The sequence below is a fragment of the Rhizobium sp. WW22 genome (assembly GCF_047041135.1).
In the GTDB taxonomy this organism is placed as follows: Bacteria; Pseudomonadota; Alphaproteobacteria; order Rhizobiales; family Rhizobiaceae; genus Rhizobium.
In genome coordinates, this window is record NZ_CP178198.1 from 1,697,732 (window position 1) to 1,724,234 (window position 26,503).

The following is a 26,503-nucleotide window of genomic DNA, read 5'->3' on the forward strand; positions in this document are numbered from 1 at the left end:
AGTTACGCGCCGAATATCGGCGCGTAACGGGCGATCGCCTATCTTTCACCGCCGATAGCGCGGCCCTCGGTGAAATGCGGAACAATCCGGCTGTCGAAGGCCTTCAAGGCAGCGCCGATGGCTTGGTGCATGTCGAGATATCGGTAGGTGCCGAGCCGGCCGCCGAAATGGACATTCGCCTCCGCCTCGGCCCGCTCGCGATAGCGCAGGAAGATCTCCTTGTCCTGACGCGTGTCGATTGGATAATAGGGTTCATCGACGCGCTTCGCCGATCGTGAATATTCCCGCACAACGACCGTCTTTTCGGTCTGGTAGCTTCGCTCGGGATTGAAATGCCGAAACTCGAGGATACGCGTGTAGGGGATTGTTTCATCGGCATAATTCATGACCGCCATCCCCTGGAAGTCGCCGGTGTTCAGCGTCTCCTTCTCAAAGTCGATGGTGCGCCAGCCCAACTCGCCTTCGGAATAATCGAAATAGCGGTCGATCGGGCCGGTATAGACGATCGGAAGCCCGGCTGGCAGCGTTGATTTCAGCGAGAAGAAATCGACGCCCAGGGCAATTCGGATCTTCGGATGCTTCAGCATCCTCTCGAAAATCGCCGTATACCCGTCGACCGGCAGGCCCTCATACTTGTCGTTGAAATAGCGATTGTCGAAGGTGTAGCGGACCGGCAGGCGCGTAATGATGTGTTCGGGCAGGTCACGCGGATCCGTTTGCCACTGCTTGGCCGTATAGCCACGAATGAACGCCTCATACAAGGGCCGGCCGATCAGAGAAATCGCCTTCTCTTCCAGATTGGCCGGATGGCGGCCGGCCATTTCCGCCGCCTGGTCCGCAATCAGTGCCCTCGCCTGGTCGGGCGAAAGGCGTCGATTGAAGAATTGCGAGATCGTACCGAGGTTGATCGGCATCGAATAGACTTGATCGCGATAGGTCGAATAGACACGATGCTTATAGTCGGTGAATGCGGTGAACCTGTTGAGATAGGTCCAGACGAGTTCGTTCGGCGTATGAAAGAGATGCGCGCCGTAGCGGTGAACCTCGATACCGGTCTCGCTGTCGAACTCGCTATAGGCATTGCCGCCGACATGTTTCCGGCGGTCGATCAGAAGCACGTTCTTCTGCAGCTCGTTGGCCACCCGCTCCGCGAGCGTCGCGCCATAAAAACCGGCGCCAACCACAAGCAAGTCAACATCGGCGAAATTGATCATGATCGCGAGACCAACCTTCTTGCCGCCAACTTTCGATCAGACCTGCCCGAATACACTGAAGACCTCCAATTCGAACTTTGTCTCTTCGACGGCAATAGAGCGCCGATAGACACCGAAGTCCTCGAATCTCTCCGGGAAATTCTGGATCACGTCATCGATCGCTCTTGAAATCTCGTGCGTTCGTTGGGGATGATTGCCAAACTTGTATTTGGCCGGAATGGGCAAATCCTCGAAATTGCTGGCCGAGCCGTTCCGACCGGTGATCACGCAGCATCCGAGCAGCGCCGCTTCGCGCGGCATGCGATCCTTGCCGGCATGTGGACCAAAGTCGACGTAAAGCTTGGCTTGCGCCATGTTTTGATGGACTTCGGTCGGCGACATGTTGCTGAGGATCTTGAATTCATATTGCGGAGACATGGTCGCCAGTTGGCGCCCGAAAGCCTCGGCCTTGTTGTTGAACAGAACCAGGTCGCGCCGCTGCTGAATCGGCTGTGGCGCCACGTTGTTCGCCAGTGTCGTAAAATCCGAGATCCGCAAGACATCGCTGAAGCCCAAAATACTGAGCTGTGCCGTGGCATAGGAGGATTGCGACAGCATCTTGCAGTCGTTCTCCAGAAGGAACGGTACGCCGCCCAGCGGCATCAGATGCCGCATGCCGTAATCGAAACTCAGCCACCAATAGGCTTTAGTCGCCTTCTTGAAGAGCGGAATCAGATGCGGCCATATCTCCGGAAACACCACGATCGCGTTTTCGTTGTCGATGATATAGTCCGAGCTTTCGGTCGCGTAGGCCCGATATTGCGGATGAACGGCATTCTCGTATTCCCGAAATACCATTGTGGTTTCCCCATCAGGGGACGGCATCAGGGAGTGATCGGAACCGTTGGTATAGACCATCCTCGCGCTGCGCCCGATTTTGGTCAGCCTTGCGCAAAGTTGGTGAAGGGCTTCCGGGCCGCCCGTCATATGATTCGGTGGGCAGAGGATGTAGATCGTTTCATTTCCAGTCATAGTCGCAGTCCGCCTTCACATGTCGTTTGCCGATCCACCCGCCACAGGCGCCCGGTTCGCCGCCAAAATGCTCTAAAAAACCTAGCCGCCCCTCGCCATCAAAGCGGAAAGAATAGTCGCCTGCTGGCGCTCGCACATGAGGCCGAAGCCGCGGCTCGCAATTGCCGACCGTCTCTCGTCGTCGCGAACGAGCTCGATGCAGGTTTCGACAAGCCGATCATAATTGCAAAACGCCATTCCCTCGGCAAAAGCAGCCACTTCCGGGTCGTGGATATTGCCCTCGCTGACGACGCAGGCGCCATTGGCAAGCAGGAAGGAAACGCGGCAAATCTCGAAGATCGCGGCGTCGAAATGATGCACGTTGAGGACGATTTTGGAGCGCCCGATGAAAGCGTCGCGCTCGGTGCCGTAGACACCGAACAGATGAACGAGGTTCAGCCCGCTTGCTTGCAGCGCCACCAGCACATTCTTGCGGCGTTCGTTGACCGAGCCGTAAAAGAGAACGTCGATATCCTTCACCGGCGCTTGGGGCACACGCGTCAGGTGCCTGTTGTATCCCACATCGAGAATTTCGGCGGGAACGCCGAACCTGGCCAGTCCCTGGCGATTGCGCTCGCTGTAATCGAGCACGGCGAATTTCTTGAGCAGTCCGAGATATCGATGATTGATCCAACTGCTTTCAGCCGAGACCTGCTCCATATTCACGATGATGCTCTCAGGTGGCAGCCATTGCGCCGCGACAGAGGGCAGCAAATTTGCGCCGTAAACGATCGGTACGCGTCCGTTCCAATCTCGCGGATTGGTAACCAGAGGCGCGCTACCACCGAGTTCGGCAAAGGCGTAGTGAAGGCCGAGGGCAACATCCTCGAAAGCGCGGCTGTGAACGTAGCCCTCTGGGCTGACGATCCAAATGCAGTGCCGATCCTTGTGATGTTCCCAACCGAAAGGAAAGGCTGGCAGGGCGTGTTCCGCGCCATGCGATGCGACAGTCTGTTTCTCCGCTTGCGCGTGCATGTTGATCCTTCTCGAAGACTCGCTGGAACCCCTCGCTTGAAAACTGCGCGATGGGCCTTGCTCAAACCTTGCGAGACCGAGAGCCGGTGGAGAGCTTCGTGAAGGCGTTCTTGTCTATATATTGGAGCTGGCCCTAGCCCGATATTGGAGCTGCCCTAGCCCGGCAGCATTTGCGTCACCGCGATGATCGGCCCGAGCGGAAACAGACTGTCGCGCCTTTGCCATTCCGGTATGTCGACGCTGGAAATGCTGCCGTCGAGAAACAGGGCATTCGGACAGTTCAGATCGTCACGAAACAGCGTCGCAAAATCGTGGAAGCGCACGGAGCCATCTGAAATCGCGAACACGACGAGCCCGTCGATAGTGACTCCGACACCGTTTCTGGTCTTGAGACTGGTGCTATCGGCCAGAAACGACGGATGCAGCTTTCCATCGATGACGAGCATCGGACCGGACTGTGTCGCATAGAATGGCCTGGCGCCGGAAGCAGCGAAGGCTTTGCTCTCCACGATCCCGGCCCTGCCTCCATCGACATAGAAAACCCCGTTCGGCAATAGGTGGAAATTGCCCCAGCCCTTGTTGGTGTTGATCGCCTTCACCTCGCGTCCGTTTTCGATGAAGAGACCGACGGGAGATTGATCGTCGAGATACATGCCGCCGTTCATCGCAAAGCGCACATAGACGCGCTCCTAGCGCAGATCCATTTCCAGCGCCCGGAACGAGCCATAAGGCTTACCGTTGCGGTCATTCTGGAAAATCTGGACGTCGTAATGGGCGGGATCGAAGGTGCAAACCGTGTAGCCGTCACCGAGATGCTGAACCTTGCGGCAGGCCTCACCGGCCGAGGCGGTGGCGGCAAAGGCAAGAACGGCAAGGATGAGCATCAATCGAATCAAGCGCATAGCTCCGCATCAATAGCACAAGCGCTAGAACGCATCGCAATGCGGCGAAACAAGGAGTACGCGGGAACTAAAGCTGGAGTGCCGCCATATGGAATGCAAGCTGTTCGGCGGGATAACGATAGCCGGCCCCGATCGGGCAGGCATTGCGTGCGAGACAACCGCCGACCATGCAGTCGGCCTGCCCTTCCCGCGTACGCAAATGCGAGCGACAGCTTGGAACATGAAAGCCCGCTCTCGTTACGGCCGCTACCGGGCAGGCAGTGACACAGGGCTTGTCAACGCATACATCGCATGGATGCTGAGGAAATGCCGGTGCGAGGTTATTTTCAATGGCATCTGCAAATCCCAACGCGCCACGATAGCCGTGCCACACGCCATAAACAGGATGGATCAGTATACCGAGCGGCGATGCCTTCAAGCCTTCGGCCTGCATGGCCCATCGCTGGAACGGCTGCCAAGGCGGATCCGAAGGAAAATAGGCCGTGGCACCCAAGTCGCTTGCAACTGGCCGGATGACTATCTTCGACCAGTCATCGAGCGGATCGGACCGGCCGGCATTCTCGGGCAATTGCCACCAGCGCGAAAACGGAATCCAGATCGAGCCGCCGATATTGCCAAGCAGGACCACGCTTTGCGCCGCCGTGCCATCGGCCAATAGCGGCCCCTCGCCGTCGCCGAAGGACACTATACCTCGAACGAAAACTCCGTCGACGCCGAGCGCCGCACGAAGCTGTTCGAGTATGAGAGGGCCGCGGCTCACCGTGGCCCCTTATATTCATAGTGCGGCCGCCAGACTTCCTTCTGGATGAGGTCGGCAACGCGCGTCGCACCGCCTTGCTCCCTGGCGGCCTCGGGCTCTCTTCAGGTGAAAGCGTCCGGCATGGAGTCCTTGCGCGTCTGGATATAGGCCAGAAGAGCCTCGTCGATCGCCGGATCGAGCGGCGGCGCTTCGTAGTGATCGAGCCAGGAACGGCAAAGCGCATTGGCGCGCTGTTCGATGCGCTTCTGGCCTTCGATCTCCCACTGCTCGAAGGAATTGTTGTCCGCGAGCGCCGAGCGATAGAAGGCGGATTGGAAGTTGGCCTGCGTGTGGCCGCAGCCGAGATAATGGCTACCCGGGCCGACTTCGCGGATGGCATCGAGCGCCTGACCGTTCTCCGAGAGATCCACGCCCTCGGCCATCTTCTGCATCATGCCGAGCTGATCCTGGTCGATCATGAACTTTTCGTAGGAGGAAACGAGCCCCCCTTCGAGCCATCCCGCCGCATGCAGCACGAAATTCGTGCCGGCCAGCAGCGTCATGTTCAGCGTATTGGCGGATTCATGCGCCGCCTGTGCATCTGGCACCTTCGATCCGCAGAGCGAACCGCCGGTACGGAACGGCAGACCGAGGCGGCGGGCGAGCTGTGCCGCGCCGTAGGACACGAGCGAGGGCTCCGGCGTGCCGAAGGTCGGCGCACCCGACTGCATCGAGATCGATGCTGCGAAAGTGCCGAACAGCACCGGCGAGCCCTTGCGGATCAGCTGCGTAAAGGAAGCACCCGCCAGCACTTCGGCCAGAATCTGTGTCAGCGTGCCTGCGACCGTCACCGGGCTATTGCGCCCGAGAGAATGAAGGGCGAAACGACCGAAGCCTGGTTGTGCCGCGCATAAACTTTCAGAGCGCCGAGCATGGTCTCGTCGAACACCATCGGCGAGTTGGCGTTGATAAGGTTCAGCGTTACGCAATTATTCTCGACAAAATCGTCGCCAAAGACGATCTTCGCCATTGCGATCGTGTCTTCAGCACGTTCCGGCGCAGTCACCGAGCCCATGAACGGCTTGTCGGAATATTTGATATGGCTGTAGACCATATCAAGATGGCGCTTGTTGACCGGGATATCGACAGGCTCGCACACCGTGCCGCCGGACGAATGCATCGACGGCGCCATATAGGCGAGCTTCACGAAATTGCGAAAATCCTCGATCGTCGCATAGCGGCGGTTGCCCTCGAGATCGCGCACGAAGGGCGGGCCGTAGACCGGCGCGAAAATCGTCGCCTTGCCGCCGACATGGGCGTTGCGTGCGCTGTTGCGGGCATGCCAGGTAAATTCCTTCGGCGCCGTCTTCAGAAGCTCGCGGCAAAGTCCCTTCGGAAAGTGCACGCGCTGCCCTCGCACGTCGGCACCGGCCTCCTTCCAGAGCGCCAGCGCTTCCGCGTCATCGCGAAATTCGATGCCGATTTCTTCCAGAACCGTATCGGCGTTACGTTCGATGAGCTGCAGGCCCTCTTCGTCAAGCACTTCGTAGACGCCGATCTTGCGGGTGATATAGGGGAGCGAAGGACCCGGCCCACCGCCGCTGCGCGAAGCACGCCGGGCTGCCGCACCCCTGCCCTCGCTGCGCGAACGCCGTCCACCGCCATCATTGCCTGCAGCCGGTTGCTCAATCATATCGTCCATGATGTTTCCTCACTCCTGCGCATGGATGCGTCTATCAAGCGCCATGCTACCCGATTCCGCCAAGCGGACGTTCCTTAATGCGCCAGCAATTAGCATAGGACAGACATGGGCTGCTAATATCAACTGTTCTTCGTCCGTCGCGATTGTTCCGTGCGACGTCGCATTCAAAAAGAGTTTTGGCGGCCTTCCGGTCTATCCGTAATGGCGGCAGTGTTTTATACAAGTCTCTGATGCATTGCACGAAAACGGGATGGAGCGCATGTCTGACGACGAAATCATTCTCTCGGAACTTTCTGACGAAGAGCTCGTGCAGCAGATGCATGACGACCTGTATGACGGCTTGAAGGAAGAAATCGAGGAAGCCACCAATATCCTCCTGGAGCGTGGCTGGGCGCCCTATGATATTCTGACCCAAGCGCTGGTCGAAGGCATGCGCATCGTCGGCATCGACTTCCGCGACGGCATTCTCTTCGTTCCGGAAGTTCTGCTGTCCGCCAATGCGATGAAGGCCGGCATGTTTATTCTGCGTCCGCTTCTGGCGCAGACCGGCGCGCCGAAGCTCGGCAAAATGGTGATCGGCACCGTCAAGGGCGACATTCACGACATCGGCAAGAACCTTGTCGGCATGATGATGGAAGGCGCAGGCTTCGACGTCATCGACCTCGGCATCAACAACCCGGTCGAAAACTATCTCGACGCCATCGAGCGCGAACAGCCCGACATTCTCGGCATGTCGGCCCTGCTGACCACGACGATGCCCTACATGAAGGTTGTCATCGATACTCTGAAGGAAAAGGGCCTGCGCGATGACTACGTCGTGCTGGTTGGCGGTGCGCCGCTGAATGAGGAATTCGGCAAGGCCGTAGGCGCCGATGCCTATTGCCGCGACGCCGCCGTGGCGGTCGAAACCGCCAAGGAATTCATGAAGCGCAAGCACAACAGCCTGGCTGCCGGCGCCTGATTGCAAGAAACTGATGGCCGGCGATAACCAATGGGTTGCCGCCGGCGCATCGGCCTCCCAAATTGACTATTGAGCCGCCTTCTTGACGGTATGACCAGCGTCCTCCGTCGCGTGGACCGCGTTTGCAGTATCTCTGCCCACGCCGCGTATGGTATTGGCGCAGGAAGCAAGTACCATGAGAACGGCGCAGGCCGCTGCAATTTTTGTGAGTGTTGATGCAGTCATGATTGGGAACCCCCTCTGAGTGGATATCGATCAAAAAAATGCGGAGAAGAACCCTCCGGGCGATAAACGTATAACAAAGCAAAAGGTTCATGTGATCGCGTGCGGCGCAATCGCGCGCGAAATACTGGCGCTTAGCCGAATAAATGGGCTCGATCACATCGATCTCCACTGTCTTCCCGCAATCTATCACTCCTATCCGCAGAAGATCGCACCAGCCCTGGAAGAAGCGATTGCCGATGCCCGCTCTCGCGGCTTCGAAAAGATCTTCATTGGCTATGCCGATTGCGGCACCGGTGGCGATATTGACAGGATTTGCGAGCGCGAGGGAATAGAGCGGCTTTCCGGACCGCATTGTTATTCCTTCTTTACCGGCAACGAGGCCTTCGCGGCGCGTGACGATGATATCACCTCGTTCTTCCTCACCGACTTCCTGGCCCGCCAGTTCGAAGCCTTCGTCATCGTCCCGCTGGGTTTGGACCGTCATCCCGAATTGCGCGATATGTATTTCGGCAACTATCGCAAGGTGGTCTATCTCTCGCAAGAGGAAGATCCGGCGCTGCAGGCAAAGGCGAAGGAAGCCGCCGCCTATCTCGGACTGGACTACGAATATCGCTACACCGGGTACGGCGATCTTGCCCGCGAATTGCTGACCGTCTGATTACGACACCTACGTCGCTTTTCTGTCTTCCTCCTCTTTGCCTGGGCCGACATGCTGGACGACGGAAGAACATTCAATCACAGTTCGAACCCGACCGTTTCAAAGGATAAAGCGCCTTGGCGATACTTCCAGACAAGGTTTTCATCTCGCGTCGCTTTTCGGCATGTGGCGCGTCGTGGCGAGTGCAGTCCCAAGGTCGGCCGGCGTGCATTCTGGCGTGAAGAGGAGATTTGTGCATGGCGGATCGCATTGTCGTCTACTGGCGGGACATTCCGGCCCAGGTGATCATCAAAAAGGGCAGGCAGACGGCAAAACGCGAGCTTTCGTTGCGCTTTACCGAAGCAATAGACATGTGCGCCATGCGCACCGGTGCCGCTGAAACTGACGATTATCTCGCCGAATGGCGCAAGGCGGACCCGGTGCCGGTATCGGACGATCTCGAAGCCGAAGCAGACAAGGCGGCGAGCGAGCTCGAGGCAGCTTATGATCGCGAGCGGCTGGTGGCTCTGGTGAAATCCGGAGGCCGCGATAATGGCTGATGCCGTTCAGAAGCCCGGCAATGCCGCCGCGGGCGCAAAAGCGGCCAGCGGTGCCTATACGCCTGCGGGAGTTTCGCCCAATCGCCGCGCCCGGCGCAAATACACGGTCCGTCTCTGGGCCGTGCGTCACTCACGTTTCTTGGAATGGTTCTATCGTCGCTTCGCCGACGCCTTCCTCCTGCTTCATCCGCTGTGGAAGGCGTTCGGCTATGACCGCGTAGAGCGCCCGATCACCTTCATCGAACGCAATGTGAAGGGCTTCCTGTTCGATTGCCGCATGTGCGGCCAGTGCGCGCTATCATCGACGGGCATGTCCTGTCCGATGAACTGTCCGAAGCAGCTGCGCAATGGCCCCTGCGGCGGCGTGCGCGCCAACGGCAATTGCGAGGTGGAGCCCGATATGCCCTGCGTCTGGGTGCAGGCCTGGAATGGCTCGCGGAACATGACCCACGGGGACGCGATCCTCAACGTGCAGAAGCCCGTGAACCAGTCGCTGCGCGAAACATCTTCGTGGCTTCGCGTCACGGCGGAGGCCGCGGCAGCCCGCGAAACGGCGAAAAAGGAAGCCTGAGCGATGTCGCATATCGATGAAAACCCGCTTGGCGTCCATCTGCCGCTCGATCCCCTGCCCGGCCACTCTTCGCTCGGGCGGCTGGAACGCGTGCTTCGCCGCGGCGAGTTCGCCGTGACAGCCGAATTGAACCCGCCCGACAGCGCCAATGCCGAAGACGTCTACGAGCGCGCGGCTATCTTCGAGGGTTGGGTCGATGGCATCAACGCCGTCGACGCTTCGGGTGCCAACTGCCATATGTCCTCGGTGGGGATTTGCGCCCTGCTGACACGCATGGGCTATGCGCCCATCATGCAGATCGCCTGCCGCGACAAGAACCGTATCGCCATCCAGGGCGACGTGCTGGGCGCAGCCGCCATGGGCGTTTGCAACATCATGTGCCTGACCGGTGATGGCGTACAAGCCGGCGATCAACCGGGCGCCAAGCCGGTCTTCGATCTCGATTGCATGTCGTTGCTGGAAACCGTGCGCATCATGCGCGACAACGCGAAATTCCTCTCCGGCCGCAAGCTGACCTCGCCGCCTAAGGTCTTTCTTGGCGCCGCCATCAATCCCTTCGCACCGCCTTACGATTTCCGACCCTACCGGCTGGCGAAGAAGATCGAGGCCGGGGCGCAGTTCGTCCAGAGCCAGTATTGCTACGACGTGCCGATGTTCCGCGAATACATGAAGAAGGTTCGCGACCTCGGCCTCACCGAAAAATGCTTCATTCTTGTCGGCGTCGGCCCGCTCGCATCGGCAAGAACTGCCCGCTGGATGCGCTCCAACGTACCGGGTGTCCACATTCCCGACGAAGTCATCAAGCGTATCGAAGGCGCTCAGGATCAGAAGAAGGAAGGCAAGCAGCTCTGCATCGACATCATCAACGAGGTGAAGGAGATCGAGGGCGTTTCCGGCATCCACGTCATGGCCTACCGCCAGGAAGAATATGTCGCCGAAATGGTGCATGATTCAGGCGTGCTCAAGGGCCGCCAGCCTTGGAAGCGTGAAGCCGGCCGCACCGATGCCCTGGTTGCCGAGCGCCTGCACCAGATCAGCGAAGGCCGGGAAGAAAACCAGCAGGCGATGGCGGAAATTGCAGCCCACCATACGCAGCCGCAGACGCATTGAGTTCGATAGATAGAGGCGGGCCAGGAGAGGAATCGTCCGGCTTGTAACCCAGATCACCGCACGATAGACCAGCTATCGGGCCAACTGACCAGAGGATCAGACATGACGCGTACCATCGTTGCCTCCGCCACCCGCGAGATCATCATAGGCTTCGACCAGCCTTTCTGCGTGATCGGCGAGCGCATCAACCCGACGGGGCGCAAGAAGCTCGCTGCCGAGATGATCGAAGGCAATTTCGACACCGTCATCAAGGACGCTCTGGAGCAGGTGGCCGCCGGTGCGACCATGCTCGACGTCAATGCGGGCGTCACTTCGGTCAATCCGAACGAGACCGAACCGGGTCTCCTGGTGCAGACACTGGAGATCGTGCAGGGCCTTGTCGATGTACCGCTCTCGATCGACAGCTCGGTCACGGCGGCCATCGAAGCCGCACTCAAGGTTGCCAAGGGCCGGCCGCTGGTCAATTCGGTGACGGGCGAAGAGGAAAAGCTCGAAGCCATCCTGCCGCTGGTCAAGAAATACGACGTGCCCGTCGTCGCCATCTCTAACGACGAGACCGGGATTTCCATGGATCCGGACGTGCGTTTCGCCGTCGCCAAGAAGATCGTCGAGCGCGCCATGGATCACGGCATCAAGCCGCATGACATCGTCGTCGATCCGCTCGTCATGCCGATCGGGGCGCTCGGCGATGCCGGTCGCCAAGTCTTCGCGCTGCTGCACCGCCTGCGCAATGAACTCAAGGTGAACACCACCTGCGGCCTTTCCAACATCTCCTTCGGCCTGCCGCACCGCCATGGCATCAATGCCGGTTTCATCCCGATGGTCATTGGTGCTGGCATGACATCGGCGATCATGAACCCTTGCCGCCCGCAAGAGATGGAAGCCGTGCGCGCCGCCAACGTGCTGAACGGCACGGACGCCAATTGCACCAACTGGATCATGACCTATCGTGACTACAAGCCGGCAGAAGGCGTCGCAGCCGCCGCAGCAACGGCGGCACCTGCCGCCGGCGGCGGACGCCGCGGCGGTCGTGCAGCGCGCGCCGGTGCAGGAGCAGCGAGGGAATAAGATGTCATCCGGTCGCGGCCTTTCCAATGATCTTGCCACGCTCTGGCTACAGACACCTGTCGTGATCGCGATCAGGCTGCAGCAGATGTGGATGGACGCGCTGACCGGCAATGTGAATGCCGCCGAAATGAACCGGATGGTTTCCGAAAAGATGATGGCCGCGGCGGAAAGCGCCGTTGCCGTAAATGCAGCAATGATGCAACAGGGTTTCGCGGCTCTGACGTCCGCGGGCACGACAAGCCAGCGCAGCATCGTCGATGCGGTCACCCACGCTGCGATAAAACCCTATAGCAAGCGCGTTCGCTCGAACGCACGCCGTCTTAGCAAATAGAAAGGCTGATCCGTGGCCGAAGCCAGCGACAGCGCCAAACCTCTCGTCCTTTTCATGCCGTCCGGCAAGCGCGGCCACTTTCCGGTGGGAACGCCCGTGCTGGAGGCAGCCCGTCAGCTTGGCGTCTATGTCGAGAGTGTCTGTGGCGGCCGTGCCACCTGCGGGCGTTGCCAGGTATCCGTGCAGGAAGGCAATTTCGCCAAGCACAAGATCGTCTCGGCCAATGACCATCTTTCGCCGATCGGGCCGAAGGAAAAGCGCTATGCCGAGGTGCGCGACCTGCCCGAAGGCCGCCGGCTCTCCTGCTCCGCCCTCATCCAAGGCGATCTCGTCATCGACGTACCGCAGGATACCGTCATCAACGCACAGGTGGTGCGAAAGGCGGCCGACGAGCGCGTCATAGCCCGCGATCCGGCCGTGCACATGTGCTACGTCGAGGTCGAGGAGCCCGATATGCACAAGCCGCTTGGTGATCTGGATCGCCTGAAGGCGGCAATCGCGGCCGACTGGAAATACGACAATCTCGAGGTGGATTTCCACCTCATCCCGCAGGTGCAGTCGATCCTGCGCAAGGGCGAATGGAAGGTGACGGCCGCCATCCATCGCGATCAGGAGAGCGAACGCCCGCGCCTCATCGCGCTCTATCCGGGCTTGAAGAACGAGGCCTATGGCATTGCCTGCGATATCGGTTCGACGACGATCGCCATGCATCTGTCGTCGCTGCTATCGGGCAGAACCGTCGCTTCGGCCGGCGCCTCCAACCCGCAGATCCGCTTCGGCGAGGATCTGATGAGCCGCGTCTCCTATGTGATGATGAACCCGGACGGCCGCGCGGCGATGACCAACGCCGTTCGCGAAGCCTTGAACGGCTTGATCGACAAGGTCTGCGCTGATGGTGGTGTGTCGCGCGAGGATATTTTGAATGCCGTCTTCGTCGGCAATCCGATCATGCACCATCTTTTCCTCGGCATCGACCCGACGGAACTCGGCGGTGCGCCCTTCGCGCTTGCCGTATCCGGGGCAGTGCATCTGAAATCGGCCGAGATCGGCCTGCCGATGAATGCCGGCACACGCGTCTACATGCTGCCCTGCATCGCCGGCCATGTCGGCGCCGATGCGGCTGCCGCGACACTTGCCGAAGGGCCGCATCGTCAGGATGAAATGATGCTGCTGGTCGATATCGGCACCAATGCGGAAATCGTGCTCGGCAACCGCCATCGCGTCGTCGCCGCTTCCTCGCCGACCGGGCCCGCCTTCGAAGGCGCGGAGATTTCCAGCGGTCAGCGCGCCGCTCCCGGCGCGATCGAACGCGTGCGCATCGATCCCGCCACCCTGGAGCCGCGCTACCGAGTCATCGGCATCGAACAGTGGTCGGATGAGCCGGGCTTCGAAGAGGCTGCCGCCAAGGTCGGTGTGACAGGCATCTGCGGCTCGGCCATCATCGAAGTCGTCGCGGAAATGTTCCTGACCGGCATCATCTCGGAAGATGGCGTCGTCGATGGCTCGATGGCAGCGCGCTCGCCGCGCATCCTGCAGAATGGCCGCACCTTCTCCTATCTTCTGCGCGACGGCGAACCGCGCATCACGGTCACCCAGAACGATATCCGCGCCATCCAGCTTGCCAAGGCAGCGCTTTATGCCGGCGTCAAGCTGTTGATGGACAAGCAGAGCATCGATCATGTCGACCGCATCGGCCTCGCCGGCGCCTTCGGCACCTTCATCGATCCCAAATATGCGATGGTGCTGGGGCTCATTCCCGATTGCGAACTCGACAAGGTAAAAGCGGTCGGCAATGCCGCCGGCACCGGTGCGCGCATGGCGCTGCTCAACCGCGGGCATCGTCGCGAGATCGAGGAAACCGTCAGGAAAATCGAGAAGATAGAAACGGCTCTTGAATCAAAGTTTCAGGAGCATTTCGTCTACGCCATGGCGCTGCCGAACAAAGTGGACGCCTTCCCGGAGCTCTCGAAGGTAGTGACTTTGCCCGAGCGCAAGCAGATCTCCGACGATGGCGGAGAAGGCAGCGGCCGCAGGCGTCGCCGCAGCCGCGAGTAAGAAAGCAATTTGTCCAAGAGAAGGTTGGCCGCGTTCACGCGGCCATTTTGCGCCCGATCTCGACGAAGGCCTGGCGAATGCTGTCTGCCACCGCTTTCATCGGTCCGGTCATCTGCGATGCCGTCAGCAGACGAATGTCGAAGGACGTCAGTTCCGGCAGCCCCTCGTTCGGTCCGAGAATTTCCATGTCATCGGTGATGTAGGAGCGCGGGAATGGCGCGACGGCAAGATCGGAGACGATCGCGGCGCGCTGCGCCATCGTATGGGCGCTGAGATAGGAAACGCGATAGGCGCGCTTCTGCCGCTCCAGCTGCGCCATGGCTTCAGACCGCCAGATGCAGCCCTCTTCCCAGATCGAGATCGGCAGCGGATCGCGGCGATAGGCGGTGCCGCACTTGGCACCGGCCCAGACGAGACGCTCAGTGTAGATGACCTCACCCTCGGTCGGGAAAGGACGCGTCGCGCAATTGATCAGCGCGAGGTCCAGCCGCTGTTCCTCGATGCGCTTCTTGAGCTGGATGCTCATATCGACGACGACATCGACCATGATGCCGGGATATGTCTCAGAAAAGCTCTTGAGGATGGTCGGCAGCAAACGTTCGCCGATATCGTCAGGCGCGCCAAGCCGCACGACGCCGCTGAGTTCTGGCATGATGAAGCGTGACACCGCCTCATTGGAGAGCGCCAGAATATTGCGCGCATAGGAAAGCAGCATCTCCCCGTGCTGCGTCAGGCTCACCGAGCGCGCATCGCGGAGAAACAACGTAACGCCGAGCTGCTCTTCCAGCTTTTTGATCTGCATGGAAACAGCTGACGGCGTACGAAAGACCGCATCGGCCGCGGTTGAGAAATTCCCCGTTTCGGCAATCGCCACAAAGGTACGCAGAACTTCATTGTCAAGCAACGGTATGGGCCGGCGGAACGGTACGGTCATATCGACTACCTTTCAATTTTTCTGATCCTAAGCACCATATCATTTCATTTGTCTGAATGTCAACGAAGCACCATATTAGACGTAATGGAAATTCATCGCAGCCTCAAAGGAGTAAAATCATGGCTGGCATGGTATCGGACGAAGCCTCACGGCTTTTCTCTCTTTTACGCCTCCGCAAAATTCAGCGGATGGCGCAGCATACGCTCGACGAGATTGCCACCCGCTTTCCCGCTCATCTGATCGATGACGTCAATGCACGCGGCCTCCCGCCGGATCGCACATTGTCGGCGCTGGAGCGGAAACCCGGCAAATTGCGTTCGTTCAATAATACTAATGGCAGCTATAAGATCTATTCGTTTGATTGATAGATCTGGCAGGCCCATATTAAACCCGTGACATTTTGAGCGGTTGACACTGAAAGGACCCTGAAAATGACGACCATCAGCTATAGACAGACCGGCACGCGGAACCCGTTTCCGTCAGGCGGAAGTTACATGCCCTTCTTTTCTCGCCTCGCTAAGCGCTGGCAGCAGTGGCGCTCCCTTCGCGAGCTTGAATCTCTGTCCGATGACATGCGCAAGGACTTGGGCTGGCCGGCCGCAAACGAAATCAAGAAGCCGAAGGCTACCCGATGATAATCAGCAAGAACAACGGCTGAAGGCGGCGCTCAACCCAAGCGAGCGTCGCCTTTTGAACATTTACGCATCAAGATGCGAATCGCATTTTAATCCTGAGAATTACCCACAAATATATTTCGTCGCTTGAGCATATTGCTCGCTTCCCCTTTGCTTCTCTCCTTCATAGCCCAATTTTTCAAAGTAGACGCAAATATCCCTTTGCGGCCGCGATTATCCATGCCAATGTCGCTTATAGACCATCGGGCCGGCGTATTTGACGCAAGGAATACGTAACGGCCCTGGAACATGGATTTTCACGACATGAGCAAGACCCCGATCAAGACGCGCTCCCTGGTTTTCTTCCTTGTTCCGCATTTCACCATGCTGCCGTTTTCCGCCGCGATCGAGACGCTGCGGATTGCCAATCGCATGCTGGGCTACCCCGCCTACACGTGGCGGCTCGCCTCGACGGACGGTCAGAAAGTCTATTCCTCCAGCGGCATCGGGCTGGAGGTCAATTCTTCCCTTACCGACGAGCGCCGCTATCTGGGCGGCGAGAACCGCCCGAACATGGTGCTGGTCTGTTCCGGCATCTATGTCGAAGAATTCCACAACAAGTCGGTCAATGCCTGGCTGCGTGAGACATACAATCGCGGCGTCGCCGTCGGCAGCCTCTGTACGGGCGCGCATGTGCTTGCCCAGGCAGGATTGCTGAACGGCAAGCGCTGTGCGATCCACTGGGAGAACCTGCCGGGCTTTTCGGAAACCTTCCCGCAGGCGGAAGTCTATGCCGATCTCTACGAGGTCGACAGCAACCTCTATACATGCGCGGGGGGCACCGCCTCGCTCGACATGATGCTCAATCTCATCGGTCAGGACTTTGGCGAGAACCTCGTCAACCGCGTCTGCGAACAGCAGCTGACCGATCGTGTCCGCAGCCCGCATGACCGCCAGCGCCTACCGCTGCGCGCGCGTCTCGGCGTGCAGAATTCCAAGGTGCTGTCGATTATCGAGCTGATGGAAAGCAACCTCGCCGAGCCGCTGTCGCTGCTGGAAATCGCCGATGATGCGGGCCTGTCGCGTCGGCAGATCGAGCGCCTGTTCCGGCAGGAAATGGGCCGCTCGCCGGCTCGTTACTATCTTGAAATTCGTCTGGATCGCGCCCGGCATCTACTGGTGCAGTCCTCCATGCCGGTCGTTGAAGTGGCGGTCGCATGCGGCTTCGTATCGGCCTCGCACTTCTCCAAGTGTTATCGCGAACTCTATAATCGCTCGCCGCAGCAAGAGCGCGCAGAGCGCAAGCTGACCATGTCGACCAACCGCACCGGCATCGTCGTCTGAGAGCGATGGAAATCAAGGCAAACGGATTATTGCAGGCGGCTTACTGGGCCGCCTGTTGGGCCATCTTGAAATCGGAATAGACCTGGTTTCGGCCATTGTGCTTCGCCATGTAGAGAAACTGGTCGGCAGCATTGAGATAGTTGTCGAAGGACTCGTAGCCGGCAATTTCCGCGACCCCGATGGAAACAGTCACCGAAAGCTCTTCGTCGTCAGCATGAACCTTCAAGCTCGCAAGGCTGAGGCGGACCTCATCGCACAACTCGGTTGCCGCACGCGAATTCATTTCCGCAAAAAGAATGGCAAACTCTTCGCCCCCAAGGCGGGAGAGCAGATTATCCGTGCCTTCCAGAAGCGTGTGAAGCCTGCCGGCAACGGCCTTCAGCACTTGGTCTCCGATCTCGTGCCCATAAGTATCGTTCAGATGCTTGAAATGATCGATATCGAGAATGGCAACGGAACTCGGACGCTGGCGACGCAGGCATTCATTGACCAGACGCGGGCCATGATCATAGAAATAGCGCCTGTTATAGAGCCCGGTCAGATAGTCGCTCGCCGCTGCCGCCCGCAATTGCTTCAGCTGCGACAGCGTCTCCACATTCAATGCGATGCGGCATTGCAGCTCTTCCTGAACGAAGGGCCGATAGATGAAATCGCTGGCACCCGCCTTCAGGAATGTCGCCGACAGCAAACGATCGTTCGAAGACGAAATGCCGATGATCCGCATCCGATCCGAGCCATAACGGTGGCGGATTCGGCGGGTCAGTTCATGCCCGTTCATGTCAGGCATATTGTAGTCGGTAACGACGATTTCGATGTCATCGAATGTTTCGAGCATTGCCAGGGCCTCGACACCCGTGCCGGCTTCAGCGACCTTGAATTGCTGGGCGTGCAGCAAGTCCGTCAGCATTTTCCGCGCCGAAGGCACATCATCGACGACCATCACGCGAACAGACCGATTGGCAATGGCGCGCCGGACGGAGGAGACAAGATTGTCGAGGGCGAACTCGCCATCCTTGAGCACATAGTCGACGACATTGCGCTCCATGATGCGATTGCGCGTCGCTAAGTCGAAAGATGCCGTAAAAACGATGGTGGGAATGTCATGGGCGACGGCAACATCCAGGGCTTCTCCATGGGCAGCGTCGGGGAGGTTAAGGTCGATCACCGCCATCGTGAAGCTGCGATCCGCTCCTGCCAGCACCTCGTTCAGCACTTTCAATGAAGAGCAATGGGTTACCGCAAGACCGAGTTCGGTTTCGAACCGATGCGATAGCACCGCCGAAAACATGCGCGAATCCTCAACCAGAAGTATTTTCTGGCTGCCGTCGCGGTGACCGATGCCACCGCTGAGGTTTCCCGCATGCAGTACCATTTCCCTTCAATTCCTCCCACACCATCAGGTGTATGAATATCAGTCAATTGCAGGTCTGCTAAACCGTCTTGCCCGTATCCTGAACGGGATTCGTGAAAAAATTGGAACCGCCGATTGCGGAGATTTACATAAAAGTGATTTTTCCTCACTTTTCCTGGATTGCTCAAGCCGATTTCATCGGGCCTGCACCTCCCTAGCGGGCGGCTGAGCCGACTGAATCTGCAACAGCGTATCGAGATTCTGATTCACGCGGCAGTAGAATTCCTCGTCGATGAATGGCCGCAGGATGAAATCATTGCCGCCCGCTTTGAGGAAACGGGCAGAAAGCAGCCGGTTGCTGGATGACGAGACACCGATAATGCGCAGCTCATGGGAGCCGGTGGTCGCGCGGATGCGCCGCGTCAGCTCGAATCCGTCCATGTCGGGCATATTGTAGTCCGTGACCATAAGGCCGATATCTGAGCTGGACCTCAGGATTTCGAGCGCTTTTGCGCCATTCTCCGCAACGCTGACGCGGAAATTGTAGCGTTTTAGGCGGCTGGACAGCAAAGCGCGGGCCGTTGCGCTGTCGTCGACGATGAGAACGTGGTGACGGTGGTTGGTCAGAAAGCGGCAGATCGATTCCGCCAGCATATCCACCGCAAAGATATTGTCCTTGAGAATGTAATCCACCACATCCTTGGCGATCAGCTCGTCGCGCGTGCCTTCGAGAAAAGTGCCCGTGAAGGCAATCGTTGGAATGCTGAGATCGAGAAGATAAGCCAAGGCCTCTCCCTTCTCGGCACCCGGCAGGTTCATATTTGAGATCGCCAGCTTGATCGGCTCCGACGACTTGTCGTAGGCAAGCTGCAGTTCTTCGAAATTGCGGCAAATCTCGACGTCGATGTCCAGAAGCTCCTTCAGCTTCGCCCTGACCATCGATGTAAAGAGATTGGAATCCTCGACAAGAAGAATGCGCGAGCCGGCAAGAGACGCGCCGGAATATTGCATCCCCGAAACACCCAGAAATGGCATAATGAAAACCTGTTTTTGAAAATGATCCCCTCTGTACTGTTTTAAGACAAAGCTTTTGCGGATTTGTTAAGTCGATTGGTTTCCCGGAAGTGAAGAAAATTATGCCGGTCGGCCGACGCGGTTCGAGGCGCGGGCCTTTCTTGCAGCGCATTGTCCATGTCGAGAAGTCGGGCTTAAAGCTTCAGACGGAGCACACAGGCGGCGGTTTACCTGCGTGCAACTTACTCCGCTGCGGTCCGGCCACGACGCCGGCTCGCCCCTTTTGCCTCCGGCACTTTATCTTCGCGGGACGAAGCAGAGCCCTCCTGAATGGCATCTCCGGCCTCGGGCCCGTCGGCAGCATCCGTCAGTGCTTCGGCTGTAGCATCCAGCTGCCTGCCTCTCCTACCGTCGCGAACGATATGCAGTTCCTGATGTGGATAGGGAATTGAAATCCCCTCCTCGTTGAAGCGCTTGAGGATTTCGATGCGTAGATTGTTGCGGATCTCCATGCCGTCGGAGAGATCGGACAGATAGAAGCGCATCTCGAAATCGAGCGATGACGGCCCGAAACGCAGGAACTCCACATGCGGCTCCGGATTCCTGAGCACCTTCGGGATCGAGCGTACCAACTCCAGCAGGATATCCATCACCTTGCGCGGATCGGCATCATAGCTGACGGATACGGGGATTTCGGAGCGGCCAAGCCTGTTGCGATGCGTCCAGTTGCCGAGGGACGCGTTGATGAGCTCGGAGTTTGGCACGATGATAGACTGCTTGCGGAAGGTCTCGATCTCGGTCGCACGCACCGAGATGCGCTTGACAATGCCTTCCGATGTACCCGAAACGATCCAGTCGCCAACCTTGAACGGTCGCTCGACCAGCAGGATCAGGCCCGACACGAAGTTCGACACGATATTCTGCAGACCGAAACCGATACCGACCGAGAGGGCACTGGCGACGAGCGCCAGGCTGGACAAATCGATGCCGGCAGCGGAAATGGCAAAGATCGCCGCCAATGCTATGCCCAGATAGCCGATGCCGGTTCTCACCGAATTGCGGACACCCAGATCCACCTGCCCGCGCGCCATGACATTGCTGTCGAGCCACCGCTGGAACCAGCGCGTCACCAGATAGCCGCCCGCAAACAGCAGGATACCGACAAAGATGCCGAGCAGCGAGATCGACATGTTACCGATCTTGATCTCGGTAAAGAGCCTGTAGGCGAAGGCTTCCAGATCCTGAATGTGGAAACCCCAGGAGAGCAGAATCAGGGGAATGCCCGTCAGCAGCGCGACTGCGTAGGTCGCAAGTCCGGCTGCGAGACCTGCCTGATCAAGCGCCACCTCACGCAGCTTCAGGCGGTTTTCCAGAAAGCGGCCGATAATGGTTTCGGCAAAAACGCCCTGCTTGGATACGGCCTTGCCGAGCTGAAAACCGAGATACATGGTTGCAATGACAGCACTCGTCACGATCATCTGCGTTGCCATGAAGCGGGCAAGCCCTACATAGCCGATGAACGAGGTGAAGATCACCAATATGCCGAGAGCGCGAAGAATGATGGCCATGCCATGCGGCCAATGGCGGCCAGGCGCATCCGGATCGCCATTCTTGGCCAGCATCGGCGAGCCGAAGGATGCCGCAATCAGGATGAGGCCGATCAAAAGTGCCGCCAGGAAGCTTTTCGCCACGGTAACGACGACCGGTGATCCCATGGACTCGCTGATGCGGTCGAAGACATAATCCAGCCCGTTGACAACGGCCATTGCCTGAAGGCACCAGGTGAGCGAATGCGCTCCCTTGTTCGACAGCTTGACCAAGCGCCAATGCGGCCGGAATGGCGCGAAGACGGCATTGCTGAGGCGACCGACAAAATAGACGAGGCCGATAAAGCCGAAGACCGCAGCCAGTATCGGCGCGATGTCGGGCCGCAGCACATTAAAATTCGAGAGGAAGAAGAAGGACGTGACGAGAAAAGCTGCCAGCGACAGCGTGCGGATCAGGGTCGACCAGAAGGCGACGGACAGTCGGCTGATATAGGGCGGATTCTCGATAGCCTCGTCCTGCACGTAGTAGCGGCGGAACAGCCGATAACCCCCAAAAAGAAATATCAGCGCAGCGCCGATCGACAGGCAGACGGCAGCCAGAAGCGAGGCAAGCTTTGCCTTGAACACGAAGGCGATCCAGCTCGTCACCGCGGCACTAAACTTGACGCCCTCCTCGACCAAAGCCGCGCCTGCATCGTCGAATGTCGTGGTGGAAACCTCCGTCCGCTTGAATAGCGTCTCGGCAAACAACTTTCGGCGCATCTCCATGAATTGCATCGAAAGCCGATTGCTTTCTGCGGTCAGATTGTCTGCATCGAGGATCACGGCACTGATCTGCGAGCGTTCGGCATTGAGCCGGTCGCGCTCCTGTGTCACGATCGGAGCCTCTGGCGGCTGGCCTTCCTTCGGGGCAGCACCGAGTTGCGTCAGGCGTGCATCGATCTCGGCGGTACGGGGTTTTAGGCGCGCGGAAATAGCAGCAGTGGTGCGATTGAGTTCGTCAACTTGGCCGGAGAGCGCTACGAGCGTCTCATCATCAGCTGTTGCCTGCTTCGCCGCCTCCTGAAGCGATGCGTAGGTCTTCTTTGCCTTGCCGAGTTCGGTGACGGCCGTGTCCAGCAGCGCATTGGCGAGCTGCCCGGGCGGTTGATCCGTTTGCTGCGATGTCTGGGCCGGCTGCTGATCCTGCGCAAAGGCATTCTCGCCCACCAGCAGCGGACCGACGATGGCAAACATAGCCAATCCCAGCAGCAAAAAAGGCAATAGAAAAAGACGAGATTTCAGCGGGCGCAAGCAGAGCTCCTCGTTGCACATGAAGTCGCAGCCAATGGATGACCGAAATCTCCGCAAAAACAGAGATCCGACTCGTCCTATAATATGATTGCGAATTCCATAGTCTTTACGCGTACGCCTTGTAAGACAAAGAAAGGCGACACGAAGGCATTTCACGCCCTTATCCTGTCCAGAACCTCGCTCAAAACTTGGCAACGCCGCCTCATACTGGACATAACCTATCGCACGGACCAGCGCCCATCCAGAAATAGGCCAGAGAACCACCTTGGCAATGATAGATTATACGCGCTGGGCAATCAGGATGAAGGTGGCGCCATGATCGGCGCCCGCAGCAAGCCGCTATTCTGCCGCGACGCGGTACGCTTAAAGAACCAAACGATCGCCACCTTGCTTGCAAATGGAGACGCTGCTGAGTGGTCAGACCGCCTTGCATTGCGGATGAAAACGTTCCGCCACGCTTTCGGCGGCCGCATAGGCCTGCGTCACGATCTCAGGCACGAGATCGATGTCCGGGAGACTTCCAAGCCCCAGGGGGCCGATGGCAAAGAGCCCCTCCGTCGAACGCCCATTAACCTCGAGCGCACCCGCTGCATCGACCGCGAGACCAAGGCCGAGCTCGTCCGGCACCGCAAGGCCGGCGTCGATAAGGCTGCGGAGCAACGGCGCATTCAGATCGGGCGCCTGGCATCGACAATCGATCACGTCATCGGCATAGAGCTGCTCGGTCTCCTGCCGTCCCGCGGGCCTCAAAACCAGCCCTGTAGGCGTCCGCCGGATGAAGTGACCGCGCCGCAACAACGTGTTACCCTCAGCCATCTCCTGATTGAGGCGAACATGCAGGGCTTCGGGCAACCGATTGCGATGGCTATCATAGAGCGCCCGCAGATGACGGTTGAACTGCTGCTTCTGACCGGCCGGCAAGGATCGCCACAGCGATCGGGCATGCTTGCGCAATCCATTCATGACGGACTGCCAGCTCTGCCCGTTCGCCTCCGCCTCCTCGCAAGCGCGGCGAATGAAGCGAACAATTTCGCTGAGTTTATCTGGCATCTCATCTGCAGGGAAAACCGGGTCGGCGTTGTTGCGCGTATGGCTCTGCGGCAGGAAGCCCCGCCGCGAAACGATGGTGATCTGCCCCGTATAGCCGTTTTCGCGCATCTGCAGCAGCCGATCGACCACGCGCAGGCCGCTTCCCAGCAGGATCGTGTGCGGTCGCGACACAAGGCGTCGCGCACGAACGGTGGTCGGGACCGTCACGAGATCGCTGGCCTGCGCCTCCCAATCGGCAATGCCGTAGCCCGTTGCCAGCACCACCATATCAAATGGCGCATTGCCGGCCCCGTCGCTCTCCACCACGAAACGGCCGCCGCGAACACGCCTGAGACCGAAGACCGTCTCGCTGCGGACCTGCACTGCCACATCGCGCCGTGATGAGAAGGCTTCCGAAAAGCGCTGGTAGACGTAGTCGCTGAAAATGCTCTTCGGCACGAAGATCTGCAGGAAACCCGGTATGGCGGCGGGGACGGCGCTACGGAAAGGCGCATTGCTGGAGAGCCATTGATTGAAATCGTCGGGATCGCCGGCAGAGACCGAAAGATCGCGTACGCGACTGTTGAGGATTTCGCTGCTGTGTCCCGAGGCGAGCGCCTGACCACCGCTGACGCTGGAATTGGGATCGAAGAGCTGCAGATGGAAGGGAAAGCGCACTGTCTTCAGCAGGGCGATTGCCATCATCATACCGGAAAAACCACGTCCGATCACGGCAATCCGCGGCATCACATAAGCCGACGCCGCCGCATTTGTCCTGGCGGAAAAGAATCCCTGAACCGTCATATCAACTCCTGGGGCGAGAGGTGGTCGATCATGCCTTTCTTGGGCTTGTCACTTAACTGCCCGAAATTCAAACTCTGATCTGACGCTCGACAACCGAAGAACGGCGGCTGACAAAACGCATAAGAGCCGCTTCGGGTCTCAAAATTCCACCATTCTTCTCCAACGAAAGAAAGGTGCGACAGGCAGGTCCAACTCGGTGCAATATCCGATGCCTGCAATCGTCCGCCATTGCTTCTTGAAGCGATGAGGCGGCATGATTATTGTCATTGTCTACTTATTTAGTCGTATATGAAAGCGCGAAAATGCGCCTCTAGCAAGCGCTTTCTTCTGCGGGCGGAATCGGATCGGCGATAATGCGGCTTGAAAAACATCCAGCGGTCGGTTGCTTTCTTCGTGCCGCGCCTTCGATTGAACTGGGAAAAGGAAAGCAATTCCGGGCGCTATGATCAGATTTCGAAACCGCTTTCGCTGTGGAGGGAATGGCATTGGAAGGCATCGAGTTCGCTATTCGACCTACTGACATCGGGTCGAGCGCTTACAATTTTTCAGTCGGCGCCTATTATACAGAAGGGTGCGAAACCAGCATCTCGCTGATTTGCCACGCCCTGAGGAGCCGAGCCGGCGCTGGTCGAGGAGTGACAAATGGGGACTGTTTCCCAATTGTATGAACGCGTCAGGCCGCCCGCCCATCGCGTTCAAAGCGAAGAAGAGGCGCTCGATATTGCGCGCTCGTTTGCGGCGGCCTTTGCACAGCAGGCGAGCGACCGCGATATCAACCGCATCCTGCCCTATGACGAGGCCGAGGCTCTATCCCAATCGGGGCTGCTTGGAATTTCCGTTCCTTCCGAAAATGGCGGCATCGACATTTCGAACAGCGTTCTCGCCGAAGTCATCGCTATCCTTGCGGAGGCCGATCCGTCCATCGCGCAGATATTGCAGACGCATTTTCACGTGCTGGAAGCGGTCAGAATTGGCGGCGGTGAGGACCAAAGGGCATCCCTTTTCGATCGCGCCATTACCGGCGATCGTTTCGCGAGCATCTTTTCCGAGGCGGGTGCAAGCGGCGCCGACGAGCATTCCTGGCATCTGACATCAGATGGGCCTGGCCTCCGCCTCAACGGACGAAGCCGGCCGTCCGCCAGCATTCTCTTTTCAGATTGGATCGCCCTGTTCGCGGCGGATAAACGCCAGGGATCGATAGCCGCTGTCGTGCCCAGAAATGCGGAAGGCATCCAAATCATTGACGATTGGGACGGCTTTGGTCAACGCACCTCCGGAAACGGCACGGTCATATTGCATAATGTCTATCTCGATGCCGACACCCTGCTCGTAGACCGAGAAAAGTTGGCGGAGCCGACGGTGATCGATTGCGTGAACCAACTCACGCACGCTGGAATCAATCTCGGTATCGCCAGATCCGCACTGGCAGCGACTATGGAGTTCGTGTGGGCGCGTTCTCACCCGAGGGAAAGCGATGGGGATGAGCAAGTCGTCAATGATCCGCTGATCGTAACGAGAATCGGAGAAATTGCCGTCCGAATCGAAGCGGCAACGGCAACGATGGAACGAGCCGGCGGCAAGATCGACGCGGCGCAGATCAATCTCACGGAAGACCACGTCATCGATGCGGCGCTCTCCGTTGCGGCAGCCCAGACGATGACGGCTGATATTGCGATGGAGGCAGCCGACACACTGTTCGAGCTTGCCGGCACGGCGTCGGCGGGCATCGGCCTGAACCTCGACCGCCATTGGCGCAACGCCCGCATCCATACGCTGCATGAACCGGCCCGCCAGAAATACCACATCGTCGGCAACTACCATCTCAACGGCGTGAAGCCATTGAAGAGTTGGTTGCCTTGATAAGCAAAGGTACGTCGAAAATCAGGCGGTATGAGAAGCGCGTCGATCTTCCCGTTCCGGGACGTCGAAATCCGCGCCGCCGGCGACGAATTGTTCCAGCGACATGTTGTCGAGAATCTCGGCAATCGCGTCACGCACCTCCGTCATCGAGCGCCGTACCTGACAACGCTCCGGATCGGAACAGTCGTCGCAGGCTTCATAGGCCGTGCGGCTGGCGCAGCGGATAGGAGCCAGCGGCCCGTCCAGGGTACGGATGACGTGGCCGATGCGGATTTCCGAGGCGGGACGCGACAGCGAATAACCGCCGCCTGGCCCCTTCTTCGAACGCAACACGCCGGCGTTTCGCAATTCGAGCAGGATGGTATCGAGAAACTTCTTCGGAATATTGTTGCGTAACGCGATATCGTTGATGAACGCGGTTTCACCCGGGCCGAGGCGTGCGAGATCCACCAGCGCCTTCAATCCGTACTTTCCTTTTTTCGTAAGCATCGCCGTCCGCTTTACTGCAAAGTCAGTTGTTGAAAACCCGGCATGGCTCGAAAGAGACTCAACGGGCCGATCCTGTCAGCATGGGACTGCGGAAGTAACCCCGCAATCTCGTGGGAACAAGATA

The 26,503-nt window shown here is 58.6% G+C and carries 23 protein-coding genes and 2 pseudogenes; 12 read left to right on the forward strand and 13 right to left on the reverse strand.

What is annotated here, in order from left to right; translation table 11 throughout:
- Positions 1-38 precede the first annotated feature (38 nt).
- The 6 genes and pseudogenes from glf to ACK83U_RS08470 all read right to left on the reverse strand — a co-directional run bounded on the left by glf (position 39) and on the right by ACK83U_RS08470 (position 6,582).
- On the reverse strand, positions 39-1,214 hold the full coding sequence (gene glf / locus ACK83U_RS08445) for a UDP-galactopyranose mutase (protein WP_412474819.1): 1,176 nt from the start codon (positions 1,212-1,214) through the stop codon (positions 39-41).
- Between the two features lie 36 nt (positions 1,215-1,250).
- On the reverse strand, positions 1,251-2,051 hold the full coding sequence (locus ACK83U_RS08450; protein ID WP_112605464.1) for a hypothetical protein: 801 nt from the start codon (positions 2,049-2,051) through the stop codon (positions 1,251-1,253).
- 255 nt (positions 2,052-2,306) lie between these two features.
- Positions 2,307-3,239 (reverse strand): hypothetical protein, encoded by a 933-nt coding sequence (locus tag ACK83U_RS08455; protein WP_112334609.1) that lies wholly within the window; start codon positions 3,237-3,239, stop codon positions 2,307-2,309.
- A 155-nt stretch (positions 3,240-3,394) separates the two neighbouring features.
- A pseudogene (locus ACK83U_RS08460) lies at positions 3,395-4,123 on the reverse strand (phosphodiester glycosidase family protein).
- 85 nt (positions 4,124-4,208) lie between these two features.
- Complete coding sequence (locus tag ACK83U_RS08465; RefSeq protein WP_112605461.1) at positions 4,209-4,901, reverse strand: 4Fe-4S dicluster domain-containing protein; 693 nt, start codon at positions 4,899-4,901, stop codon at positions 4,209-4,211.
- Between the two features lie 101 nt (positions 4,902-5,002).
- A pseudogene (locus ACK83U_RS08470) lies at positions 5,003-6,582 on the reverse strand (trimethylamine methyltransferase family protein).
- Between the two features lie 259 nt (positions 6,583-6,841).
- Here ACK83U_RS08470 and ACK83U_RS08475 point away from each other — a divergent pair.
- Positions 6,842-7,543 (forward strand): corrinoid protein, encoded by a 702-nt coding sequence (locus ACK83U_RS08475; protein ID WP_112334822.1) that lies wholly within the window; start codon positions 6,842-6,844, stop codon positions 7,541-7,543.
- A 66-nt stretch (positions 7,544-7,609) separates the two neighbouring features.
- Here ACK83U_RS08475 and ACK83U_RS08480 read toward each other — a convergent pair whose 3' ends face one another.
- Positions 7,610-7,768, reverse strand: a complete 159-nt coding sequence (locus ACK83U_RS08480) for an entericidin A/B family lipoprotein (protein ID WP_112334606.1) — start codon at positions 7,766-7,768, stop codon at positions 7,610-7,612.
- A gap of 19 nt (positions 7,769-7,787) precedes the next feature.
- Here ACK83U_RS08480 and ACK83U_RS08485 point away from each other — a divergent pair, with 19 nt between their 5' ends.
- The 7 genes from ACK83U_RS08485 to ACK83U_RS08515 all read left to right on the forward strand — a co-directional run bounded on the left by ACK83U_RS08485 (position 7,788) and on the right by ACK83U_RS08515 (position 14,100).
- The gene (locus tag ACK83U_RS08485; protein WP_162708025.1) at positions 7,788-8,426 is read left to right on the forward strand and encodes a DUF1638 domain-containing protein; all 639 of its coding nucleotides are present in this window, start codon (positions 7,788-7,790) and stop codon (positions 8,424-8,426) included.
- 236 nt (positions 8,427-8,662) lie between these two features.
- Positions 8,663-8,965 (forward strand): virulence factor, encoded by a 303-nt coding sequence (locus ACK83U_RS08490; RefSeq protein ID WP_095435163.1) that lies wholly within the window; start codon positions 8,663-8,665, stop codon positions 8,963-8,965.
- Complete coding sequence (locus ACK83U_RS08495) at positions 8,958-9,536, forward strand: methylenetetrahydrofolate reductase C-terminal domain-containing protein (protein WP_112334604.1); 579 nt, start codon at positions 8,958-8,960, stop codon at positions 9,534-9,536. The genes ACK83U_RS08490 and ACK83U_RS08495 overlap by 8 nt, the downstream gene beginning before the upstream one ends.
- 3 nt (positions 9,537-9,539) lie before the next feature.
- The gene (locus ACK83U_RS08500) at positions 9,540-10,646 is read left to right on the forward strand and encodes a methylenetetrahydrofolate reductase (protein ID WP_112605455.1); all 1,107 of its coding nucleotides are present in this window, start codon (positions 9,540-9,542) and stop codon (positions 10,644-10,646) included.
- A 102-nt stretch (positions 10,647-10,748) separates the two neighbouring features.
- A complete protein-coding gene (locus ACK83U_RS08505) occupies positions 10,749-11,714 on the forward strand; it encodes a methyltetrahydrofolate cobalamin methyltransferase (RefSeq protein WP_112605452.1) in 966 nt (321 codons plus the stop codon).
- Position 11,715: 1 nt separating this feature from the next.
- Positions 11,716-12,045, forward strand: a complete 330-nt coding sequence (locus ACK83U_RS08510) for a hypothetical protein (protein WP_112334602.1) — start codon at positions 11,716-11,718, stop codon at positions 12,043-12,045.
- Between the two features lie 54 nt (positions 12,046-12,099).
- Positions 12,100-14,100: an ASKHA domain-containing protein gene (locus tag ACK83U_RS08515; protein WP_112605677.1), complete on the forward strand. Its 2,001-nt coding sequence runs from the start codon at positions 12,100-12,102 to the stop codon at positions 14,098-14,100.
- A 34-nt stretch (positions 14,101-14,134) separates the two neighbouring features.
- Here ACK83U_RS08515 and ACK83U_RS08520 read toward each other — a convergent pair whose 3' ends face one another.
- Positions 14,135-15,034, reverse strand: a complete 900-nt coding sequence (locus tag ACK83U_RS08520; RefSeq protein WP_015340229.1) for a LysR family transcriptional regulator — start codon at positions 15,032-15,034, stop codon at positions 14,135-14,137.
- Positions 15,035-15,153: 119 nt separating this feature from the next.
- Here ACK83U_RS08520 and ACK83U_RS08525 point away from each other — a divergent pair, with 119 nt between their 5' ends.
- From ACK83U_RS08525 to ACK83U_RS08535, 3 genes are all read left to right on the forward strand, one after another.
- Positions 15,154-15,399: a hypothetical protein gene (locus tag ACK83U_RS08525; RefSeq protein WP_015340230.1), complete on the forward strand. Its 246-nt coding sequence runs from the start codon at positions 15,154-15,156 to the stop codon at positions 15,397-15,399.
- A gap of 129 nt (positions 15,400-15,528) precedes the next feature.
- Entirely contained in the window at positions 15,529-15,669 is a 141-nt protein-coding gene (locus ACK83U_RS08530) for a DUF1127 domain-containing protein (RefSeq protein ID WP_246712041.1), read from the forward strand.
- Between the two features lie 303 nt (positions 15,670-15,972).
- A complete protein-coding gene (locus ACK83U_RS08535) occupies positions 15,973-16,992 on the forward strand; it encodes a GlxA family transcriptional regulator (RefSeq protein ID WP_348627044.1) in 1,020 nt (339 codons plus the stop codon).
- A gap of 40 nt (positions 16,993-17,032) precedes the next feature.
- Here ACK83U_RS08535 and ACK83U_RS08540 read toward each other — a convergent pair whose 3' ends face one another.
- The 4 genes from ACK83U_RS08540 to ACK83U_RS08555 form a co-directional block, all read right to left on the reverse strand.
- Positions 17,033-18,364: a diguanylate cyclase gene (locus tag ACK83U_RS08540; protein ID WP_112334599.1), complete on the reverse strand. Its 1,332-nt coding sequence runs from the start codon at positions 18,362-18,364 to the stop codon at positions 17,033-17,035.
- A 174-nt stretch (positions 18,365-18,538) separates the two neighbouring features.
- Positions 18,539-19,378: a response regulator gene (locus ACK83U_RS08545; protein WP_112605443.1), complete on the reverse strand. Its 840-nt coding sequence runs from the start codon at positions 19,376-19,378 to the stop codon at positions 18,539-18,541.
- Between the two features lie 221 nt (positions 19,379-19,599).
- A complete protein-coding gene (locus ACK83U_RS08550) occupies positions 19,600-22,218 on the reverse strand; it encodes a mechanosensitive ion channel family protein (RefSeq protein WP_412474820.1) in 2,619 nt (872 codons plus the stop codon).
- A gap of 396 nt (positions 22,219-22,614) precedes the next feature.
- Positions 22,615-24,030 carry an FAD/NAD(P)-binding protein gene (locus ACK83U_RS08555; RefSeq protein WP_112605440.1) on the reverse strand — a complete coding sequence of 472 codons (1,416 nt, stop codon included), beginning with the start codon at positions 24,028-24,030 and terminating at the stop codon, positions 22,615-22,617.
- Positions 24,031-24,672: 642 nt separating this feature from the next.
- Between ACK83U_RS08555 and ACK83U_RS08560 the strand changes: the two genes are divergently transcribed.
- A complete protein-coding gene (locus ACK83U_RS08560) occupies positions 24,673-25,890 on the forward strand; it encodes an SfnB family sulfur acquisition oxidoreductase (RefSeq protein ID WP_112605437.1) in 1,218 nt (405 codons plus the stop codon).
- Between the two features lie 21 nt (positions 25,891-25,911).
- Here the strand turns inward: ACK83U_RS08560 and ACK83U_RS08565 are convergent, their stop codons facing one another.
- Positions 25,912-26,379: an RrF2 family transcriptional regulator gene (locus ACK83U_RS08565; protein WP_015340239.1), complete on the reverse strand. Its 468-nt coding sequence runs from the start codon at positions 26,377-26,379 to the stop codon at positions 25,912-25,914.
- Between the last annotated feature and the right edge of the window lie 124 nt (positions 26,380-26,503).

Coding starts and splice junctions, on each gene's coding strand:
- ACK83U_RS08555 (WP_112605440.1), bottom strand. CDS start 24,030: ATGACGGTTCAGGGATTCTTTTCCGCCAGGACAAATGCGGCGGCGTCG.
- ACK83U_RS08545 (WP_112605443.1), bottom strand. CDS start 19,378: ATGCCATTTCTGGGTGTTTCGGGGATGCAATATTCCGGCGCGTCTCTT.
- ACK83U_RS08550 (WP_412474820.1), bottom strand. CDS start 22,218: ATGTGCAACGAGGAGCTCTGCTTGCGCCCGCTGAAATCTCGTCTTTTT.
- ACK83U_RS08515 (WP_112605677.1), top strand. CDS start 12,100: ATGCCGTCCGGCAAGCGCGGCCACTTTCCGGTGGGAACGCCCGTGCTG.
- glf (WP_412474819.1), bottom strand. CDS start 1,214: ATGATCAATTTCGCCGATGTTGACTTGCTTGTGGTTGGCGCCGGTTTT.
- ACK83U_RS08510 (WP_112334602.1), top strand. CDS start 11,716: ATGTCATCCGGTCGCGGCCTTTCCAATGATCTTGCCACGCTCTGGCTA.
- ACK83U_RS08495 (WP_112334604.1), top strand. CDS start 8,958: ATGGCTGATGCCGTTCAGAAGCCCGGCAATGCCGCCGCGGGCGCAAAA.
- ACK83U_RS08560 (WP_112605437.1), top strand. CDS start 24,673: ATGGGGACTGTTTCCCAATTGTATGAACGCGTCAGGCCGCCCGCCCAT.
- ACK83U_RS08475 (WP_112334822.1), top strand. CDS start 6,842: ATGTCTGACGACGAAATCATTCTCTCGGAACTTTCTGACGAAGAGCTC.
- ACK83U_RS08450 (WP_112605464.1), bottom strand. CDS start 2,051: ATGGTATTTCGGGAATACGAGAATGCCGTTCATCCGCAATATCGGGCC.
- ACK83U_RS08540 (WP_112334599.1), bottom strand. CDS start 18,364: ATGGTACTGCATGCGGGAAACCTCAGCGGTGGCATCGGTCACCGCGAC.
- ACK83U_RS08490 (WP_095435163.1), top strand. CDS start 8,663: ATGGCGGATCGCATTGTCGTCTACTGGCGGGACATTCCGGCCCAGGTG.
- ACK83U_RS08500 (WP_112605455.1), top strand. CDS start 9,540: ATGTCGCATATCGATGAAAACCCGCTTGGCGTCCATCTGCCGCTCGAT.
- ACK83U_RS08480 (WP_112334606.1), bottom strand. CDS start 7,768: ATGACTGCATCAACACTCACAAAAATTGCAGCGGCCTGCGCCGTTCTC.
- ACK83U_RS08535 (WP_348627044.1), top strand. CDS start 15,973: ATGAGCAAGACCCCGATCAAGACGCGCTCCCTGGTTTTCTTCCTTGTT.
- ACK83U_RS08525 (WP_015340230.1), top strand. CDS start 15,154: ATGGCTGGCATGGTATCGGACGAAGCCTCACGGCTTTTCTCTCTTTTA.
- ACK83U_RS08565 (WP_015340239.1), bottom strand. CDS start 26,379: ATGCTTACGAAAAAAGGAAAGTACGGATTGAAGGCGCTGGTGGATCTC.
- ACK83U_RS08505 (WP_112605452.1), top strand. CDS start 10,749: ATGACGCGTACCATCGTTGCCTCCGCCACCCGCGAGATCATCATAGGC.
- ACK83U_RS08530 (WP_246712041.1), top strand. CDS start 15,529: ATGCCCTTCTTTTCTCGCCTCGCTAAGCGCTGGCAGCAGTGGCGCTCC.
- ACK83U_RS08520 (WP_015340229.1), bottom strand. CDS start 15,034: ATGACCGTACCGTTCCGCCGGCCCATACCGTTGCTTGACAATGAAGTT.
- ACK83U_RS08455 (WP_112334609.1), bottom strand. CDS start 3,239: ATGCACGCGCAAGCGGAGAAACAGACTGTCGCATCGCATGGCGCGGAA.